Annotated in this window: 13 protein-coding genes; 5 read left to right on the top strand and 8 right to left on the bottom strand. The window is 53.7% G+C overall.

Annotation, left to right across the window (positions count from 1 at the left end):
* Positions 1-182: 182 nt before the first annotated feature.
* On the bottom strand, positions 183-1,223 hold the full coding sequence (locus tag LOC67_RS24985) for a TIGR00266 family protein (protein ID WP_230265576.1): 1,041 nt from the start codon (positions 1,221-1,223) through the stop codon (positions 183-185).
* A gap of 533 nt (positions 1,224-1,756) precedes the next feature.
* On the opposite strand from LOC67_RS24985, the gene LOC67_RS24980 reads away from it, so the two are divergent.
* The 5 genes from LOC67_RS24980 (at position 1,757) to LOC67_RS24960 (ending at position 9,404) form a co-directional block, all read left to right on the top strand.
* The gene (locus tag LOC67_RS24980; protein WP_230265575.1) at positions 1,757-3,067 is read left to right on the top strand and encodes an O-acetylhomoserine aminocarboxypropyltransferase/cysteine synthase family protein; all 1,311 of its coding nucleotides are present in this window, start codon (positions 1,757-1,759) and stop codon (positions 3,065-3,067) included.
* Entirely contained in the window at positions 3,064-4,839 is a 1,776-nt protein-coding gene (locus LOC67_RS27670; RefSeq protein ID WP_230265574.1) for a homoserine O-acetyltransferase, read from the top strand. The genes LOC67_RS24980 and LOC67_RS27670 overlap by 4 nt, the downstream gene beginning before the upstream one ends.
* 108 nt (positions 4,840-4,947) lie before the next feature.
* A complete protein-coding gene (locus LOC67_RS24970; RefSeq protein WP_230265573.1) occupies positions 4,948-6,747 on the top strand; it encodes a DUF3352 domain-containing protein in 1,800 nt (599 codons plus the stop codon).
* 48 nt (positions 6,748-6,795) lie between these two features.
* A complete protein-coding gene (locus tag LOC67_RS24965; protein WP_230265572.1) occupies positions 6,796-8,169 on the top strand; it encodes a DUF1800 family protein in 1,374 nt (457 codons plus the stop codon).
* A gap of 23 nt (positions 8,170-8,192) precedes the next feature.
* The gene (locus LOC67_RS24960) at positions 8,193-9,404 is read left to right on the top strand and encodes a DUF1501 domain-containing protein (protein ID WP_230265571.1); all 1,212 of its coding nucleotides are present in this window, start codon (positions 8,193-8,195) and stop codon (positions 9,402-9,404) included.
* Between the two features lie 13 nt (positions 9,405-9,417).
* Here LOC67_RS24960 and LOC67_RS24955 read toward each other — a convergent pair whose 3' ends face one another.
* The 7 genes from LOC67_RS24955 to LOC67_RS24925 form a co-directional block, all read right to left on the bottom strand.
* Entirely contained in the window at positions 9,418-10,815 is a 1,398-nt protein-coding gene (locus LOC67_RS24955) for a sulfatase (RefSeq protein ID WP_230265570.1), read from the bottom strand.
* Between the two features lie 175 nt (positions 10,816-10,990).
* A complete protein-coding gene (locus LOC67_RS24950) occupies positions 10,991-11,605 on the bottom strand; it encodes a response regulator transcription factor (RefSeq protein WP_230265569.1) in 615 nt (204 codons plus the stop codon).
* Positions 11,606-11,977: 372 nt separating this feature from the next.
* Positions 11,978-12,619, bottom strand: a complete 642-nt coding sequence (locus LOC67_RS24945; RefSeq protein ID WP_230265568.1) for a hypothetical protein — start codon at positions 12,617-12,619, stop codon at positions 11,978-11,980.
* Complete coding sequence (locus LOC67_RS24940; protein WP_230265567.1) at positions 12,616-14,610, bottom strand: serine/threonine-protein kinase; 1,995 nt, start codon at positions 14,608-14,610, stop codon at positions 12,616-12,618. Before LOC67_RS24940 ends, LOC67_RS24945 begins: the two co-directional genes overlap by 4 nt.
* Positions 14,611-14,885: 275 nt before the next feature.
* On the bottom strand, positions 14,886-15,581 hold the full coding sequence (locus LOC67_RS24935) for a hypothetical protein (protein ID WP_230265566.1): 696 nt from the start codon (positions 15,579-15,581) through the stop codon (positions 14,886-14,888).
* 202 nt (positions 15,582-15,783) lie between these two features.
* The gene (locus LOC67_RS24930; protein ID WP_230265565.1) at positions 15,784-16,647 is read right to left on the bottom strand and encodes a hypothetical protein; all 864 of its coding nucleotides are present in this window, start codon (positions 16,645-16,647) and stop codon (positions 15,784-15,786) included.
* A 253-nt stretch (positions 16,648-16,900) separates the two neighbouring features.
* Positions 16,901-18,433: an Nramp family divalent metal transporter gene (locus tag LOC67_RS24925; RefSeq protein ID WP_230265564.1), complete on the bottom strand. Its 1,533-nt coding sequence runs from the start codon at positions 18,431-18,433 to the stop codon at positions 16,901-16,903.
* Positions 18,434-18,565 lie beyond the last annotated feature (132 nt).

The following is an 18,565-nucleotide window of genomic DNA, read 5'->3' as shown; positions in this document are numbered from 1 at the left end:
GGAAAACCGTCACGATGTTGGCTGTCGATCGGTGAAGCGATCAACAGTATCTCTGAGCTGATTTAGCGAAACCCGCTACCGAATGCGGTAGCGGGACCAAGCATGAACGATTGCCGAGTTGGCGGCCAATGAAATCTGTCAGCAGAGTGATCTGACGGCACTGTATTCAATCAGCACTGTATTCAATCGCCCATGAACATCTCGCCAAAGTCGCCCAGCAAAGAGCCTTCGCCTTTGCGGGTGTTGCCACCACTGGGGATGGCGGCAGCGATCCTTCCGGCGAATCTGGAGAACGGTAGGGACTGTAGCCAGACGGGACCTGGGCCACGAACGGTTGCCAGGAATAACCCTTCGCCTCCGAAGAATGCGTTTTTCAATCCACCGACGAACTCGACGTCGTAGTTGACCGTTGGCCCCATCGCGACCAAGCACCCGGTATCGAGCCGAATGGTTTCGCCGGCCTCCAGCTCGCGATACATCATCGTTCCGCCCGCATGGATGATGCCGATACCGTCGCCGCGCAAACGCTGCATGATGAAGCCTTCACCGCCAAAGAGTCCGGCGCCGATCTTCTTTTGAAAAGCGATGTCGACAGTGATGCCCCGAGCACCACAAAGGAATGCGTCTTTTTGGCAGATGATTTCCCCGCCGAGTTGATCCAGGTGCAATGGGATACAGCGGCCAGGGTATGGTGCACCGAAGGCGACTTGGGCTTGGCTTGAGGACTCGTTTGTAAACGTGGTCATGAAAAGTGCTTCACCGGTGAGGACACGTTTGCCAGCGGAGAGCACTTTTCCGAACAAGCTGGTGTCTTGCCGCGAGGGATCACCAAAGACGGTAGCCATCTTGATCCCATCGGTCATGTACATCAACGCGCCTGCTTCGGCGATCGTCTGTTCACCCGGATCCAATGTGATCTCGACGTACTGGGTTTCGTGTCCAAAGATCTCGTAGTCGATTTCGTCGCTGGTGCGATACACACCGTCGGATGACTGCCCACCTCGCATTGTCACCGGTGCTGAGCTGATTTGAACAACGCCAGCGGAGAATTGATCGTCATGATCGGCTGTTGAGTTGTTACCAGAAGAAAACCCCGCGTCATCAAACGGGTCGGCTGCCGAAACGGGAGTCGCGTTTGGAACGGGAAAGGCGTGTCCGCAGGTTCGGCAATTGACCATTTTGCCAGCCATGTCGTCGTTGGCCTTGTAGTGCTTTCCACACATGGGACAGTTAAATTCCACGTTCAATTACCTTCTGGACAAGTGACAGTGTGCGTGATGATTTGCAGCCGAATTCGTACGACGCCGCTAAAACTGTTGGGCAGCTTTTGGCGATGAATGAGGCGCCGGAATCATGGGGATTCCGATGTGACCGAATCCATTTTGGACCATTCGGGTGAACGCAGAAAGTAGGAGCCGACGATCGCGCGCTGGTCTCAATGGATGAAGTTTTCCTGAACTGACATCCAGGGAACCGTCCGTGAGTGGGGAATCTTCATCCCTGGAAATAATGTGCCAGATACTGGTGAGCCATCGGGCGTTGGGGGATCAGTCTTTCTCGGCAGTCTGAATCCGTGCCCCCACTCGTCGCCGATCACGAGGTGTCTTAAACTCAAGCCCCACAAGGGCGGTTCTGTGCGAAATGTCACGACGTTTCCCACTTGGTCGTCGTCTTCGGAAAACTGATCCGTTGACGCGGTTTTCGCTAGGACTGGCCAGAGACTTAAAAGCCACCTCTCCTTCCTGAAAGTAAATACATGAGCGCCAACCATCGACGCGGAACGTTAACACTGCATGCCGGACAGGAACCTGATCCGACAACCAACAGTCGTGCGGTCCCGATTTACGCAACGACCAGCTATGTGTTCAACGATACCGATCACGCGGCGGCGTTGTTTGGGTTGGCGGAGTTTGGCAACATCTATAGCCGCCTGATGAACCCGACTGTCGATGTACTGGAAAAACGTTTGGCGGCGCTTGATGGTGGCGTCACAGGCCTGTGCTTTGCATCGGGGCAAGCTGCAATTTCGGCCGCCATTTTGACGATCGCGCACAGCGGGCAGAACATTGTCAGTAGCACGTCGTTGTATGGCGGAACGTGGACCCTGTTTACGCAGACGTTGAAGAACTTGGGAATCGAAGTCCGCTTCTTTGATCCCAACGAACCAGAAAAAATTCACGAACTGGTCGACGAGAACACTCGACTGGTTTACATGGAGTCGATCGGTAACCCCAAAAACGACGTTCCGGATTTCAAAGCGATCGCTGATGCGGCCCATTCGGCTCCACACGGTCCTTTGCCGGTCCTCTGTGACAATACGGTGATGACTCCGATGTTGTTGCGGCCGATCGAACATGGGATCGATATCGTGATTTACAGCACGACGAAATTCCTGGGCGGTCACGGTGTCCATATCGGTGGCGCCATCGTTGACAGCGGAAACTTTAAATGGGCAGACAACCCAGAAAAATGGCCGGAGTTCTGCGGGCCTTCGCCTTCGTACCACGGTGCGGTTTTTGAAGAACACCTGCGACCGATGGGGAACATTGCTTACCTCATCCACATGCGCACTCACTGGTTGCGTGACACCGGTGCCGCGATGAGCCCGTTCGCCGCGTTTCTGTTCTTGCAAGGATTGGAAACGTTGCACCTGCGGATGCCACGGCACTGCGAGAATGCCAAGAAGGTTGCTGAGTTCTTGGAGTCAAGCGATGCGGTCGAATGGGTTAACTATCCAGGTCTGAAGTCACACAAAGACTACGATCGGGCCCAAAAGACATTGCCTGATGGACAGGGCGCAATCCTTGGTTTCGGTATCAAGGGCGGAATGGAAGCTGGCAAGAAGTTCATCAACGCTTGTAAACTTTGTTCGCACCTTGCCAACATTGGTGACGCCAAGACATTGGTCATCCACCCCGCAAGCACGACTCACCAGCAGCTGTCCGCAGACGAGCAGCGACAAGCCGGTGTCGTGCCCGAGTACATTCGCATGTCAGTCGGAATCGAAGATGCGGATGACATCATTGATGACCTGAAGCAAGCCTTGGCTGTTGCGACAGCGTCGTGACCGAAAAGGCTGTCGATAGCGGTCCGTTTGAGAGCACCGACGACAATCGAGTCGTCGGACCGCTCCGCTATGTTCGCCATCTCGAACTCGAAGGCGAGATCGACTTGGAATTGGGCGGACAGCTCGCAGGCGTTCGCTGCGCGTATGAAACCTGGGGTGAATTGAACGCGGACGCGTCAAATGCCGTCCTGGTCTGTCATGCGCTTTCAGGAGATTCTCACGCCGCCCAGCATGATGAACAAGACGATCCTGGCTGGTGGGATGATCTGATCGGTCCAGGTAAGGCGATCGATACCAATCGTTTTTTTGTGATCTGTCCCAACGTCCTGGGCGGTTGCCGCGGTTCGACCGGACCAGGCGATACCAATCCGGAAACCGGAAAGCCATTTGGCGCTGACTTTCCACAGATCACCATCGGTGACATGGTCACGGTGCAGAAATGCTTGGTCGAATCACTTGGGATACGACGTTTGCGAGCGATCGTTGGAGGGTCGTTGGGAGGACACCAAGCGATGAGCTGGGTGTCTCGTTTCCCTGACTGCACTGATCTTTGCGTGATCATCGCCTCAAGTGCTCGTCTGACCAGTCAAGCACTGGGGTTTGATGTGATCGGCCGCAATGCGATTCAGACCGATCCCAATTTCTTTGGCGGCCAGTATTACGATCATCCTTATCGACCCGACACCGGGTTGGCGATCGCTCGGATGCTAGGACACATCACCTATCTTTCGACCGAGGTGATGGAGAAAAAGTTTGAATCGGATCGCCATGATCCACGCGAAGTCGCGACAACATTCGAACAACGATTCAGCATCGGATCGTACCTTGCCTATCAAGGTCAGAAGTTTACGACCCGGTTTGATGCCAATAGCTACGTCACGATCACGATGGCCATGGATTTGTTCGACTTAGGTGCAAGTCGACTGCAATTGATGGAAACGTTCGGCGATGCGGATTGTGAATTTTTGGTTGTCAGTTTTAGCAGCGATTGGTTGTTCACTCCGCGTCAATCACGCGACATCGTCAACGCTTTGACTGCACTCGATAAACCCGTCACCTATGCAGAGATCACGTCACCTCGGGGACACGATTCGTTTCTGATCAACGAAGACATTCGCCAATACGCCCCTCTGGTTCAATCCCGTTTAGGAGACATTGATCGGGTGCCACCGAATATCTCGAAAGTGGAATCGTTGATCATCGATGAGATCCCCACAGGGGCTTCCGTTTTGGATTTGGGGTGTGGTGATGGGCATCTTCTGGCAGCCCTGAAACAGCGTGGACACGACAAGCTTGTTGGTGTCGAGGTTGCGCAGCAGTGCATCTTGAATGCGGGGCGGCGCGGGTTGAACATCATTGACTACGACTTAAACGAAGGCTTGCCTGCATTCATCGACGACCAGTTTGATGTCGTCGTACTTAGCGCTACATTGCAGGCGGTTGCCAATGTCGAAAAACTATTCGAGGAGATGCTTCGGGTAGGAAAACGAGTCATCGTCAGTTTTCCAAACTTTGCATATCGCAAACTGCGTGAAGACTATGTCGTCCGCGGAAGGTCACCGAAGGCGCCCGGAGAATTCAATCACGAATGGTACAACACTCCCAATCGCCGGTTCCCTTCGATTGCGGATGTCCATGATTTGTGCAAGCAGAAACAGCTGCGTCTGATCAACGAGTTTTACTACGAGGCGGCGACTGGTAAAGAAATCGATGCCGACGACGATCCGAACTTGAATGCAGACACCGCGGTCCTGGTGATTTCCAGCAGCTGATCGAATTTCCCAGGATTGTCCCGGCAGATTTGAAACTTCGCCGTGGGGACCTTGGTAAAACAGTAGGAAGACTTTTCTAAACCATTGGGTTTCCTACGGGATCAAGGTATGGCTTTTTCGATCACCCTGTGTCGGCGGTTGGCGATCTGTTTCGTTCCGCTTGCTGTTTTGGCGGTCCCAGTTTTCTCGCACGCCGGCGAACGGGTTACGTCCACTGACGCCAGCGAAACGCTCAAGTCGAAAACCGTTGCGGCAAATGTTCTGCCGCCAACGATTGTGGTCTACGGTGAAATCGCTGATCCGCCCGCGATCATGGCAACAGTTCTCGACCACCCTTTGCGAGCCAGGCTTGAGCAACTGCCGGTCTACGACCAACTGTTGCAAACCGACGACATTCAAAAAATGCAGATGGGAGTTGCCTTTCTAGAAGGTCTCTTCGGGATGCCGTGGCGAACGACGATCGAGCAAGCCAGTCACAACGGGATTGCGATCGCTTTCGACGAAGCCACCATGGGAATCGCATTAATCGTGCGGTCGCGGGACGGCGAATCAGCGGAGACCATTTTCGAAAAGGCAATGCAGCTTGCGATGGTCGGCCAGGGGGGAAAAATGCAGGAGGTCGAATACCGCGGTGTCAAAGCCTATCGACGCAATGACCTTCGTGTTGCGAGGCACGACGATTCCATCTTGGTAACCAATAACGGCGATCTTGGAAAAGTCATCTTGGACAACATGATCGATCGATCAGGAAAATCGCTTGTGGATGTACCTGAGTTCCAGGCGGCACTGTCGCATAAATCAGAGCAGGCAAACGGTTGGGGATTTTTATCCTTTGATGCATTGCGAAAACAGATTGATGTCTCGAAGTTTTTGACGAGCTTCGAAGACAATCCTCCAGCTGAAATATTGTTTGGCGGTATCCAAAGCAGCTTGGCAAAGACTCCGTACGGGACCGCAAGCTTGGAAATTGACCAATCAAAGATTGCGCTGAATGCCGCAATCCCATTCGACACCGATTGGATACCCGAACACCGGCAATACTATTTTGGTCCTGATGCGAAAGGCATTGGTCCGGAATTGCCGGTTGTGGAAAACGAGCTGCTAACCATTCGCACCTATCGGGATTTTGCTCAGCTGTGGATGCGTTCGGGAGATTTGTTCAATGAACGCATCAATGACGAGTTTGCGAAGGCCGACGCGACGTTGACGACGATCTTTGCCGGTCGAGACTTTGGCGAAGACATCTTGGGTGCGATCGAACCAGAGGTAGCGATCGTTTCGGCACGCCAGGATTTTTCGGACCAGTTACCTCGGCCGACAATCAAAATCCCGGCGTTCGCATTGATGATGAAGATGAAAGACCCCGAGGTTGTTTCGCGAGACTTCCGACGGACGTTCCAGACTTTGGTGGGCTTTTTCAATGTGGTCGGTGCCCAGAACGGATTGAATCAGTTGGAACTGGACATGGAAAAATTCGACGATGGTGCGCAGCTCGTTATCAGTCGATACGTCCCCGAGCCCGACGACGCAGAATCTACCGAAGCCGAAATCGTGTTTAACTTCTCACCGACCCTTGGCTTTTCAGGGGATCGACTCGTTCTGGCAAGTACCACGGGTTTCGCCCGCGAGTTGACGCTTGCACCAATTCGCGAAGACGATGCCCAAGATCAAGCTGACAATGTCGAATTGCAGGTCCATGCGAATGTCCTTCGGCAGACGTTGGCTGATAATCGTGCTCAGCTGGTTGCACAGAATATGCTGGAGGAAGGCCATTCACACGAAGAAGCCGAAGCTGTGATCGATCTGGTGCTTGAGGCAGTTGGCTTTTTTCAGGGGGCCGAACTTTCGCTAGCTAACGAAAGTGAGTCGCTAAAAATTTCCCTTCAAATCAACGTCGAATCAAAGTAAGAACCTGTTGTTGTTCTGTAGTTAAATCACTGAACCAAAGGAGATGTCATGGATGCTGCGACAAGCGTGATGCCTGATCCTGATTGGGCTTGGGAGCCCTATTCGCCAGCGGAATCGCAGCCGTGGAACCAAAAGCTTGCGGCCCACCTGTTCCGTCGCAGTGGATTTGCGCCGACAGCCAGTGAGCTTCGACGGGCAGTTGATGATGGTTGCGATTCAACGATTCGGCGTTTAACTCAGACCGATCGAAACGACGCCGGATTCCGATCCGAGATCAACGTGCTGGCTCGGGCTGCTGTGGCAAGCGGAAGCATGAAGCAGTTGGCAGCCGGTTGGGTTTATCGAATGTTGATGACTCCGGATCCGTTGTTAGAAAAGACAACGTTGTTCTGGCATGGTCATTTTGCCACCAGTGCTGCAAAAGTAGACGACGTCAAATTGATGCAGCAACAGAATGATCTGCTGCGTGAACACGCACTGGGGGATTTTCAAAAGCTGGTGCAAGAGATTTCACGCGATCCTGCAATGCTGATCTACTTGGATTCGGCAAGCAACCGAAAGTCTCATCCCAACGAGAACTACGCTCGCGAGATCATGGAGCTTTTCTGTCTCGGAGAAGGCAACTACAGCGAGAACGACATCCGGGAATTGGCACGTTGTTTTACCGGCTGGGAGATCAAGCGTGAAAAGTTTCGTTTCAATCGCTACCAGCATGACAACGGGGAAAAATCAATCTTGGGGCAGACCGGGCGATTCGGTGGTGAAGAAGGTGTGAAAATCGTTTGCGATCAAGAAAACGCCCCCCTGTTTATTTGCGAAAAACTTGTTCGGTACTTTGTCGCCGATGACTTTCCAGTCGATAGCGTTTTGCTTCGTCCGCTTGCCGATCAGCTTCGTGCCGAAGAGATGCAAATAGGGCCGACGGTCCGTCGGATTTTGCAGAGCAATGTGTTCTATTCGGAATATGCAATCGCGAGAAAGATTCGTTCGCCAGTCGAGTTCGCACTCGATTTTTTGAGATCGCTTGAATGTACGACAGATACATATCTGATTGCCGACGCGATTTCAGATCTTGGTCAGGGACTCTATTACCCACCGAGTGTGAAGGGATGGGATGGGGGACGGGCGTGGATCAATTCTTCGACACTGGTCGGACGTTCAAATTTGATTCGGAGAATCCTTGATCACGAAAAGACTCGCTTCGGAAAAAAATCCCTCAGCGAGTATCTAGCCGATCAATCGGTTTCGGATGTCGATGGGTTAATTGATCTATTGGAACCGATGTTGTTCGCCACTCCGCTTTCGACTGCGGCACGGCAGCGTGTTCACTCGATTGGGAATTCAAACGGATCATCGAACTCCGCTGCCTTCGCAGATGTTGTCCATCTTCTATGCTCGCTACCGGAGTATCAGTTGTCATGATTTCGAAACTAAATCGACGGCAAATGATCAAACGCGGTTTGGTTGCGTCGTCAGCCCTGGCGGTCCAGCAAAACGGATTCTGTCCCGCGTTACTTTGTCAGGCGGCAGAGCAAGCTAGGACTGACCAGAACATTCTGGTGGTCGTCGAGTTGGCGGGCGGGAACGACGGTTTGAATACGGTCGTACCGCACTCGCATGAAGCCTATGTCGAAGCACGCCCGAATCTTCGGATCAGAAAAGACGACTGTCTGTCGATCACCGAAGACGTTGGTTTTCATCCGTCGCTCAAAGGGTTCGCATCGCTACTGGAACAAGGTCAGTTTTCGATTGTCCACGGGATCGGGTATCCCAATCCGAACCGTTCGCACTTTGAATCGATGGACATTTGGCATTCATGCAGACGCAAAGAGGAGAACCGGCCTGACGGTTGGATCGGTCGGTATTTGCAAACCTTGGACAGTTCGATCGGGCACGATCCGCTAGCGATTCATCTCGGGCATGAACAGCAGCCCTTTGCGCTGATGTCTCGAGACGTTCGAGTCCCATCGATTGAAAGTCTTCAGCAGTTTCGATTGCGAAAAAACGGAAGTGTTGATTTACCGCAAGCGATCGGTTCGATCGCCTCATCAACGGATGGACTGATGCAGGGCAACGAGCTGCTAAGTTTTATTCAAAGCAGCACGACAGCAGCAATCGCGACTAACGAACGGATGAAGGAGGCAAAAACGGGAATGTCATCCGATTCCAGTTTCCCAAAAACTGGTCTGGGCAAAAAGCTGCAAACGGTTGCGGATCTGATCGCATCCGATCTACAGACGAGGGTTTATTATGTCCGCCTCGATGGATTCGATACGCATGCGAACCAGCCGGACGCCCACGCCGCGCTATTACGAGAAGTCGGTGATGCGGTTACGTCATTCGTCGATCGAATGAACCAAAGCGGCGATTCCGATCGAGTGCTGGTAATGTGTTTTAGTGAATTTGGCCGACGTGTCGCTGAAAACGCCAGTGACGGAACCGACCATGGAACGGCCGCTCCCGTTTTCTTTGCCGGTGGGAAGGTGAAACCAGGTCAAGTCGGGGAACGACCAAGTCTTACTGACCTAGATGAAGGTGACTTGAAGTATCACACCGATTTTCGATCCGTCTACGCGACGGTATTGGAACGGTGGCTTGAATGTCCAAGCCAGCCAATCCTCGGCAAAGCATACCCGCAAATCGATTTCATCGGCTGACGAAGCCTATTCACTATTTTTTCAGTTTGATGCCGCGAGGAACCCAAGTTTCGGGCGCATTGAGCAGCAACGGTTCGTGGAAGACCGTCAATTGGTCACCTTGATCTTTCAGCCATTGATCCAATGTCGCTGAAAGGTCTTGATGCTGAGACTGGTATTCTGGGTTGCCAATCAAATTGTTCTGCTCGTAAGGGTCGCTTCGAAGATCGTAAAGCTCTTCCGCTGGGCGGCCATGATGCCGAGCGATGGCAGCGGCTGCTTTCGGGTCTGACTTGGCTAGCTCTTTCCATTCGATGAAGTAGTCACCCGAATTCTCGCGGAGTAGCAGATCGATGTGCGTGGTGAATGCGAATTCAGGATGTGGGTTACGGATGTATTTGAAGTCTTCGCTGCGAACCGATCGGATCGGATAGACATTCATCTGACGATCCCCACTATGCGTGGTGAATATCAGATCGCGATGCGAGTTTGCCTTCCCAAGCAGGACATCTGAAAAGCTCTTCCCGTCGATGTCAGATGGTGGTTGCCCTCCGCTCAATTCAATCAGTGTCGGAAGCAAGTCGATCCAGCTGACCATCGCATCGGTCCGCGACTTTGGTTCGATGTGACCAGGCCACGACACGATCAACGGTACGCGAATGCCTTCCTCGTAAAGCGTCCACTTGCCGAGAGGGAACTGAGCACCGTGGTCGCTGGAGAATAGATAGATCGGTTCTCCCTCGAGATGCTTTCGGGTCAGCGTGCGAAGGCTGGCAAGAAGTTTGTCGAGATCTTTGACTTCTTGTAGATAGCGGGAACGTTGAACGCGAGTGCGCGGCGTATCAACAAAGGTGGGTGGCAGATGAACTTTCTCTGGCGAGATGCTCGAACGGCTAGGCCATGGAACATGCGGATTGGCAATTCCGACGAACAGTGCCAAAGGACGCGAGTCGGTGCGTTCGCCCAAGAACTTCGTCACGTTTTGAAGCAGGCGGGGCATTTCCTTGGCACCTTCGACAACTTCAAAACCGAATCTGGGTGCGCTGGTCGCATGGGCGACTTTGCCGAACGCGGCAACCTGGTATCCCAGGTCTTTCAACGTATTGGGAAGACGATAAATGTCTTTGCCAGGAAAGCTGTGATTTTCTTCAGCACCGTTGCGTGCCGGCATCAATCCGGTCAGTAGCGCCGCGCGACTGGGGGCACAGGAAGGGCTGGCAACAAAGGCTTGATCAAAAGTCATGCCTTCGGCGGCGAGTGCTTCCAACGCAGGCGTTTTCACTCCACGATCTGAGTAGACCGAAATGTCGAGCTGCGAAAGGTCATCGGCTAGATAGACGATGATGTCCGGCCGTTGGTTTGCCTCAGCAGTACAGACGGATTCGGTGCAGACGGACAGAAGCAGCAACGCTGCGGAGAGAAAATAACGCATGGCGATTGGTTCTAGGTGGCTGAATTGGATTCAGCACCGATTATAACCATAGCGTTTGCAGCTCGTTGATCTTCTATCGTCGCCCTTCACTCCGTGAAGGCAGCGTTGATTCCCGCTGGTTTCGCCGAGCGCAATTCAACTTTGCGAAAGAGCAAACTTGAAAACCAATAGGTTGTTAGGATTGCTCGTTTTCAATCACTTCTGGACTCGCCGGATCCTCTGGTGCCCGCTTGCGAAGTTTACGCTGAAGCGAGCGACGGTGGATTCCTAGACGGCGTGCCGCTTCACTGATATTGCCGCCGCAGTCCGATAGAACGCGATGAATATGTTCCCATTCGTTGCGTGCCAGCGATGGCGCGGGGAAGCTGACTTCTCCGGTTGGGACAGATGGGTCATCACCGCGAGCGAATGCTGCCAAGATGTCATCGGCATCGGCGGGTTTGCTGAGGAAGTTTACCGCGCCGGCGCGAACCGCATCGATCGAAGCGGGGATGCTGCCGAAACCGCTAAGCATGATGATCCGCGTGTTGGGATTCATCTGCAAAAGCTTTCGCAAAAGGTCCAATCCTGATCGACCAGGCATCCGCAAATCGAGCACGGCGAGGTCGGTGGGGGAGTGATGAAACACTTCGACGGCTTCGTCATAAGTGCCTGCGGTTTGAACCAAGAAACCGCGTTGCCGCAGTGCCATCGCCAAGCGATCCCGCAAGATTACGGTATCGTCAACCAAAAGAATGCTGTCGGCACCAAGGTCGGCAGCGGAGTAAACCGGCGCGGAATCGTCTGTCATGGTTCTGTTTTTGGTAAAGCCAAGCGTTGTTCGCCTATGGGGCCGCATCAGCTACCACTGAGCCAACTGCTTCGGCTGAACCAGCTAGCGGGCTCCACACCTTCATTGTAGGTCACAGACGGTCGACGCCTATCCCACCGAAGGCTAGGAGGCCTTGATTTGCCGAAATGCCGCACCCTTTCCTAGCGGACACGACAGAGGATTGATGTCAATCGAACAAGCCTACAGATCCTAGCGACCCGTTGATTATCGGGTTTGATCTATTGCGAAACCGCCTTCTATTCCGCACAACAAGCTGGAAAGAACGATGCTTCTATGCAGTAAAAAGTGGCGGTAGACAAATGTCTGAGCGCAAGGCTAGGCAAACCGGTGTTAGGCAAAACGACGACTGATTACACCGAGTAAACCGCCGCTGCAGCAAAGTCCGATGATCGCGATTGCGAACAAACCGCCACTGGCTCGCAATCGATCGACCAGCCGAGCATTGTCGATTGATCGTTGAATGAATTGGCGATCTTCAGCGTCGTAACGCAGCTCGACTGCGATTTCGTGAAGCTCCTCGTCTCCTTTGGTAATCATGCCGACATATCGATGTTCGACAAGATTGTCATCAATCCATTGATCGGTCAGGAACGATCCGTCGGAGATCCAATTGAAGTGTTCTTTTAGATAGAGCGCGACGTTCGCACGCTGCAACGCGGCGAGTTTGTCTTGGCACGCTTCGATCGTTTTGCAACCGCCGGTCGTGACGGGCCACGTTTGAAGTTCGCCCTCAAGGTCTGGAGTAGCGTTCGCCCACTTCGGCCAGTCTTCCGGATAGGTAACATGGTTCATCGGGGCAACCGAAAGCGAAGACGAACCGCTCTTTGTCGAAAGACTGCCGCCTGTTTCACTGACACTGATTTCACGAACGCGAAGCTCAGCCTCTTTGCCGCTGATCGATTCGGCATAGCCAACAGTCGCGACCATCGCGACGACTGCAAATGCTGTGAATGAAGGGATCAAGTGTTTCATGAGTGGACCTCCATCGCCATTGGGTCTTGTTTAGCGTTGTCCCGATTTCGCTGGATGCGTTGTTGAGCGAACCGTTCAACTTCGTCTTCATAGGATCGAGGATTGATCCAAGGGGCGGACATTTGCGTTGCGATTGCCAGTCCACCTGCGACCAAGAATCCGATCGGTTGCGGAACCGGCAACAATTGATGCGCACCCCAAGCTGCGACGCAGACAACCGCGACGCTCCAAAGGCTAAGCCGAGTCCTGCGTAGCGGGTCAACTGGCTTCCACCAGCGGATCCCACCGAACAGCAGTGCGAAGTGGGCCATCATGCCAGAAGCTCGGATGGTACCGTCATCAAAGTAAAGTGCTTGCGGCAGGTTGCCTTGAAGCCATTCGCTTGATGCCGGTTCGTTGGAAAGCAAAAAGAACTGCGACAATGAATAGGCCCAAAGGCCGACGAGGGATCCGACACCGGCAAGAACCAGTCGGCGCGGAAGTCCTTCGCCTTCGTCGCGTTCCCATAACTTGCCGAGCCCCAAGATGCCTTGGGATCCGATCAGGACAACCAATGCCATCCAAAAAAACGGAGCAAGTTCGATAGCCGTCACGTCACCACTGCGAAGTCCGATGACTCCCGCGATGACGGCCATCGCTAGCACCGTCAATGACGCTGCCAGCCAAGACGTGTTGAGTTCTGCCAGTCGAACGAAGTTATGCTTTGCACGCAACGTATTACGCACTTCGACTTTCCAATCGTTCTTCGTTTTGATCTTCTTTGGCGTCGCGACACGCGATGCCAATTGGTTGGCGCGAGCATAGCTAGGCTGTTCATTGGTATGCAGCACCATTTGCCGGACGATGTAATACGGAACATAGATCGCGGCCAACACGGACAGTGCAGGCAAGAGCCAACCTGTGTTCACAAACAGAATGAATCCGACCAGGAGTCCGATCCCGACACGAGCTCGGGGGCTTTGTTCAAGCGATTGCCACCAAAGGCCCAAGTCAGTGGTGGTTTTGCGGACCGCACGAAGCAATGGTTCTTCGGTCGATGAGCCATAGGGATTGGCAGCCAGTGTCGGAGCGATCGGGGCTCGGGCGACAGGCTCGCGAAATTGTTTTGCGGTCTTATGGGATGCAGGCTGTGATTGATTTGGTTGTGGCTGGCCTGGCAGGGGCTGGCCGCTGCCATGCAATGCGGTTAACGCGACGGCCTCGGAGGTTGCCAAGTTCAGCGGCGCGATTAAATCTGCAACCGTGGAAGGGCGTTTGGTCGGATCTTTGTCGAGTGCCGCTGCGATCACTTCGCGATACGGTGACGGGATCACGGAAAGATCAGGTAGCGCGGTCATGTGCTTGACGATGATTTCGTGACAGCTTTCGCCGTCAAAGGGAACTCGTCCGGTCAGCAGTTCGTACAGGATGATTCCCAATGCGTAGATATCGATTTCGCGACCATATTGTCCGCGACCGATTTCGGGGGCCATGTAATGAAACGTGCCGACGCTTTCGGTGTGTCCACCGCGCTGCGATGCGCTGATGTATTTGCTAAGCCCGTAGTCACCAACTTTGACGATCCCCAAATCGTCAAACACGTTGCCCGGTTTCAGATCGCGATGCACCAGGCCCGCGCCATGAAGGTGCGAAACACCAGCGGCGATCCCTGCGAACCAACGGCGTGCGTCGACATCAGGAAGCCCTGCCGGGTTCAAATCGAGAACATCACGCAGGTTGGCTCCGGAAACATATTCCATGATCACCCAGGAACCGCCGTCGGCATCCCGACAGATGTCAAACAGCGAAACAAGATTTGGGTGTTTGAGGTTCAGGCACTGCGACACGCCGCGCAGTTCGACTTCTAGATTGCGCTGAATGCGTTTTAAGGCAACTTCCTTTCCCGCTTCGCTGACTGCAAAGTAAACCTCACCGAATCCGCCGACACCGACCCCGCGCCGAATCGTGTACGGCGGTAGCGGTGTTGATCCGGGGGGGTACGTAAACGACATTGGACGAGGGTTCGTTGACGAACTCGGGGGCACCGATGGTGCGACGCCGAGTGAAGTTTCAGCGAGTTCCATTTTATCCTTGATCGGGCTCTCGTCACGCCGCTTCGCCGAAGACTTTCCCGATCCGATCTGAACCAGGCGGTCTTTGCGCGGTTTTAACGTCCCAAAAACCGCTTCCACCAAGTTCATTTTCCGAAAACAACATTTACCCTGCTTTTTTGCCCCGTTTGGCATCGGCTGGCAGGAATCGGTACGAGATTCTGGTGCGAGCGAGTTCATACTTCTTCCAACATCATGTCCAAGGGCCCCAGCGAAGTTCGCTGGCCGGGAATCAAGTCCACAAATTCACGCGGCGTATCCGACGCGAGAAATCGCGATGCTTCGCTAGTTCGATTGAGTTTGGCTTTCCACTTTCCGTCTCGGATTACCAGAACGGCTGAAATCTCCAACCCGGGGCAGCAGATATGGTTTGCTACTGTCGGCCCAATCAGAAGCGTCTGTGCGGCGATCAGCACTTTGTCGACGTGTGCATCGAAGCGATGCGGCGCGTCAAGTTCCAGAACGGCAGAAGCGGAAAGGACGGACGGTTTGCGGATTCGCATCGAGGCCGATCCCGCAATCGGGAAGCGACTTCCGTCAACGAGTAACTGTCGTTTTGGGGCATCACGGCCGATCGCGGATGATTGTCCAGGCTGCCGCGTCTGTCCTGCGGCAACACTGACGCCTGTGGAAGGCCCGAAGTTTGCAGCCTTCTCCGGGACCGTCGTCCAGAAATAGTCCCCGCCGTGTCGATGCAAGGTGCCTTCGATTCGTCGCCAATCCGATTGCACCGCAATATCAGCTCGGCGATCGTCCTGACGCACGCCACCCACGGTCAACTGGTCTCCCGCGAACAACGCGTACCCACCGCAGCGATCGATCCACAATCGCCAAGCGTCGGTTTGGGGGGATGATTCAGTTGGGCGGATCATTGAATTCATCGTCAAATGACGTTTCAAAGATGCGATGGTTGAAAAGGCAATTGGGTCACGTTCCCAGCGATGACAACGCTTCAGCAATGGCTGGCCAACAACGCTTGGCTGACCGATTCACTGAAGCGAGCATGCTGTACCGGTGGAATCTGAAATCAGATTGCCACCGGTTGCTGATTAGGCGGATGGGTTCCGTTGAGGACTAGTCAACTTGGATCGAAACCAATTCAGATCCTTGTGCATCGCCTTCAAAGTAGTTGGCAATGTCATCGAGCAGGTTTTCGTCACTCGGTTCATCAAGGTCGATCCCACTGAAGTACTCCACATCGACCCGCATGGTTTCTTCTTTTACGTCAATGTCGGTCGCAATTTCGTCTAGCAGGCGTCGCGTCTGAGATAGATGACTGTCATCCAAGTTCAAATCGCTGGCGGTTTCGGCAACCCTTAGGGCACCCAAACGGGCTTGCAAGTTTTCGATCTCGACTTCCAATTGACGCTTCGCGTTCAGCATTTCTTCCATGCGTGCTTCTGCAGAAGCCAGCGAGGATTCGCGAGCGGTGAGCATCTGCTGAAGCTTGTCAGCGGTGGCTCGACGCGTCTTGAAACGTTTGAAGCGGTTTTTAAGATCTTCTTTGACCTGTTGTGAGGAGTAGTTCCGTCCGGCATAGACAAAATGTTCGTCGCCGCCTTTGAGGTCATCCGTCAAACGCTCGATATCCGACTGCGACTTTGCGAGCTGGGTTTGTGTGGATTCGAATTCTTTTTGCAATCGAACAACTTCGATTTTTTCCGTCGCGATTCGTTTCGCGTTTTTCGTGATTTCAGGTTTCAGATCCGAAATCATTTGGCGTGCCTGTTTGATCTTCCATTCCAATGGCACTGAATCGCTGGCAGATTCCTTCAAGTAATTCACACCACATTTGGTGTAGCTGGCCAGCGGTACACCAACAGCCAAACTGGACAACAGTGCGAGTGCGCCGCCGGCGACGATGGCTTTTTTCAACATCAGATTTGTTCCCCAAAAATGTCGTAGGTCCGGAGCCGAGGGAGTCATGGCTCGTTTCATCCTCCTGTTCGGCTCGAATTAGTCTTTCTTGGGGCGGTGCAGAATTTTTTTCCTTCGCGGCAGGCAGAATCGGAGTTGGACAGGCGGCGACCGGGGCTACAGCAGGGCCTGAGTCCCCAAAAGACGCATTCCGATCCATTTTTGGGACCAATTGAATGCTGGCATGCGTCTAGCCCTGCCCAAATCTCCAGGTTGTCGCCAATCAGGGGGGCGGCGGTTGGTGGTTGGACGAGGGGACGTTTGAGCTGCTAAATCAGTTCAGACCCAAAACGCTGACAACCGTCCAGGTGCCCGTGACCAGCATCGCAACCGCCGATAGCCAAAGGCAGATATCCCAAATCTTGCTGGGGCGTAATTCTTCGATGCAGCGGTTGTACCGGAAGTATAGCGCCGCCCCGGCGAGCATCGGCAGCATGACCCCCTGAGTGATCCCGCTGATCAGCACCAGCTTTGCCGGCGACTGGAACTTCAGGAAGATCACCACGCAAAGCAATGGGAAAACGCCGCTTAGGATTTTGACCCAGCGTTGGTAAGTCGCTTCACTGTGATCGACGATCCCAATCACGCGCAAGCAGTCGGCAAAGGTGCGGGCGTGAGACGCGTTGGCGACGAAGAATGTCGAATACAAAACGGCAATCGCACCAAACAAGAAGATCGCCGCAGCCCACTCGGAAAACACCGGTTGGAACATCACGGCGAGAGTGCGGACCATGGCACCTTTTTCAGGATTCAGCCCGATACGGTGAAGGACCGATGCACCGAGTAAGAAGAAAGCCATCGTTGCAAAGGTATAGATGATCATCGCGCCCCAGGCATCGAACTTCATCACTCGCATCCATCCGGCGGCGCGGCGTTTCCATTCGGGAGAACCGTCGTTGTCACCGGTGAACCGGCCATAGCCTTTTTCTAAGCACCAATATGGGTAGGTGATCAGTTCTGCTGCACCGACACCAATGATTCCGAAAGTCGCCAAGGCGGTGGCAATGGGGTTAATCCCCTCAGACTTGCTGGGCAGGTCAAAAGTCAGCCCCGAGATAAATTCCTTGGCGCTAAAGGCAAACTCGGCTTCGCTCTGCAAAAAGTAGACGTTGACGACCACCAAGAGTGTGAACGAGGCAACCAGCGCTGTACTGAAGGATTGAATCAGTCCGTAGCGTCCGACAACGAGGATCAGGCTGGTAAGGACCGCGATGATCACGGCCCAGATCGCCGCGTCATTGGTTTCAGATCTGCCTTCTTCGCCTGGGGGATACTCGGCGTCGTATTCATTCCAATACTCTGCTACCGTTCCGGCCTCAGGCAGCTCTCCGTTTTCGGTGGCTTGTCGCAAGGCACGAAACTCTTCGAACTTTGCCAGTTGCTCTGCATCGGCGGCTTGATTGAATGCTTTGCCTTGTTCGGTTAACGGTGCCGTAATCGCGAGCGCCTGCCCGACACCGCCGACGATTCCGCCGAGTTGTGAAATGCTGGCCAGCCACATCACCAGCCAATACCACACCAGCCAATTGCCGCGTCCTTGAATTCTTGGTCCGGGGACTTCGTCCAAGGCCATCAGTGTTGTCTTGCCACTAATAATGGCATAGCGTCCAAATTCGATTTGGGCGAAGACCTTGATCACGCATCCCAGCATGATCAGCCACAACAAACTGAAGCCGGCTTCGGCGCCTGTTTTTGTAGTCGCGATCAATTCGCCGCTGCCGACGATTGATCCGGCAACAATCAGACCGGGGCCGACGGCGGATAAGATGCGTGTGAATTGACGTGGTGGTTCGATCGGTTCGTTCATGGCGGAAGAGTTTAGCAGGTTTACACCACGTCAATGGTGGTCTTCATATGCCTCGCAGCAGGTGATTTGACGACGCTTGCGTCTTCAGGGGGAATCGGGCGATAATCGGGGAGCACCTTCGAGACTCATTTA

The organism is Stieleria sp. JC731 (assembly GCF_020966635.1).
In the GTDB taxonomy this organism is placed as follows: Bacteria; Planctomycetota; Planctomycetia; order Pirellulales; family Pirellulaceae; genus Stieleria.
This window is presented reverse-complemented; position numbering and strand designations above follow the sequence as displayed.